Annotated in this window: 2 protein-coding genes; one reads left to right on the forward strand and one right to left on the reverse strand. The window is 78.3% G+C overall.

Features of this window, described 5'->3' with window-relative positions:
* On the forward strand, positions 1-1016 hold a 1016-nt coding region (locus AOK09_RS31670; RefSeq protein ID WP_322973227.1), incomplete at its 5' end, for a protein phosphatase 2C domain-containing protein.
* A 7-nt stretch (positions 1017-1023) separates the two neighbouring features.
* On the opposite strand, the gene AOK09_RS31675 is transcribed toward AOK09_RS31670, so the two are convergent.
* On the reverse strand, positions 1024-1377 hold a 354-nt coding region (locus AOK09_RS31675; protein WP_169797088.1), incomplete at its 5' end, for a TetR family transcriptional regulator C-terminal domain-containing protein.

Consider the following 1377-nt stretch of genomic DNA (forward strand, 5'->3'; position numbering starts at 1 on the left):
GCCCTGCCGCTGCCCGGCCGGACACCCCGGGGCCCGTGCCGCCCGGGCAGCGGCAGGGCGGCGAGGTGCCCGGTGCGGCCGGGAGCCCGGCGCCGCCGATCCCGTTCGTCGGGGACCGCCCGCCCACCTATGACGCCGAGCCCTCGGCGCTGCCACCGGCGGACCCCGACCAGCTGATGGAGCTGGTTCCGGACACCGTGGTCGAGGGCGCCCAGTACGGCGGCCTCACCGTGCGGGCCGCGGGTGTGCGCGGCGACTCCGCCCGCTACCGGGGCGAGCCCCGCCGTGACGCCCTGCTGCTGGCCCGCTTCGGCGACGGGCCCGACGGCCTCCTGGTCGCCGTGGTGGCGGGGGCGGCCCGTGGCTCGCAGACCCCGCCGTCGGCGGCCGCCGAGGCGTGCCGCCAGCTGGCCGCCGCCGTCGGCCGCAGCCGGGCCGAGCTGCTCGCCGACCTGCGGGGCGGTGACCGCGACGGACTGCGCTTCGGGCTCCAGCGGCTGGCCGCCAGGGCGGCGCAGCCGCTGCGGCGGACGTCCGCCGCAGCGCAGGGCGGCCACGTCCCGCAGGAGCCGGACCCCGAGGCCGCCCCCGGACCGGCCGGGCCGTCCTCCGCCGGGTCGCTGCACTGCGTCCTGGCGCCGCTGGACCCGGACGGAGGCGACCGGGCCTGCTTCGGCGTCGGGCCGGGCGGGCTCTTCCTCCTGCGCGCGGAGCACTGGATCGACGCGTACGCGGCACGGCTGCTCCACCACCCGTCCGAACCGGAGGCCGTCGAGGAACCGGCCGACCCGGGCTTCCGCTTCCGGCTGGTTCCGGCCACCCCGGCGGACCTGCTGCTGATGGCGACGGCCGGATTCGCCGACCCGGTGCGCGAGGAGCCCGCGGTGACCCGTTTCCTCGGCACCCACTGGTCGCAGCCGCACCCGCCCGGCACGGTCGACTTCCTGCGCCAGCTCCAGGTGCGGGCGAAGGGCTACGCGGACGACCGTACCGCCGTGGCGCTCTGGACGAACTGACGGGCAGTCAGCTCTCGGTGCCCAGCAGGGCGTCCAGCACCGCGGCGACATGAGCCAGCGACTCCGAGCGCCGTACTCCCGGCAGCCCGATCGCGATCGGGGTGGAGAAGCCGTCGAGCAGAGCCCGGATCCGCACCGCGGTCGCCTCCGGGTCGCCGGGAGCGAACTCACCCGCCGCCGCGCCCTCCGCGAGCAGCCGGGCCAGATCGCGGTGCCACGGCTCCTCGATGGCGGCCTGCCCCTCCCGGACCTCCCGGCCGGCCGACGAACGGCCCCAGACCTCGATCCAGAGCGTCCAGCGGGGATCTCCCGGGCCCTCGGGCAGGTACAGGTCGGCGTAGGCGGCCAGCCGCTCCCGGGC

Source organism: Peterkaempfera griseoplana (assembly GCF_001418575.1).
GTDB classification, from domain to species: Bacteria; Actinomycetota; Actinomycetes; order Streptomycetales; family Streptomycetaceae; genus Peterkaempfera; species Peterkaempfera griseoplana.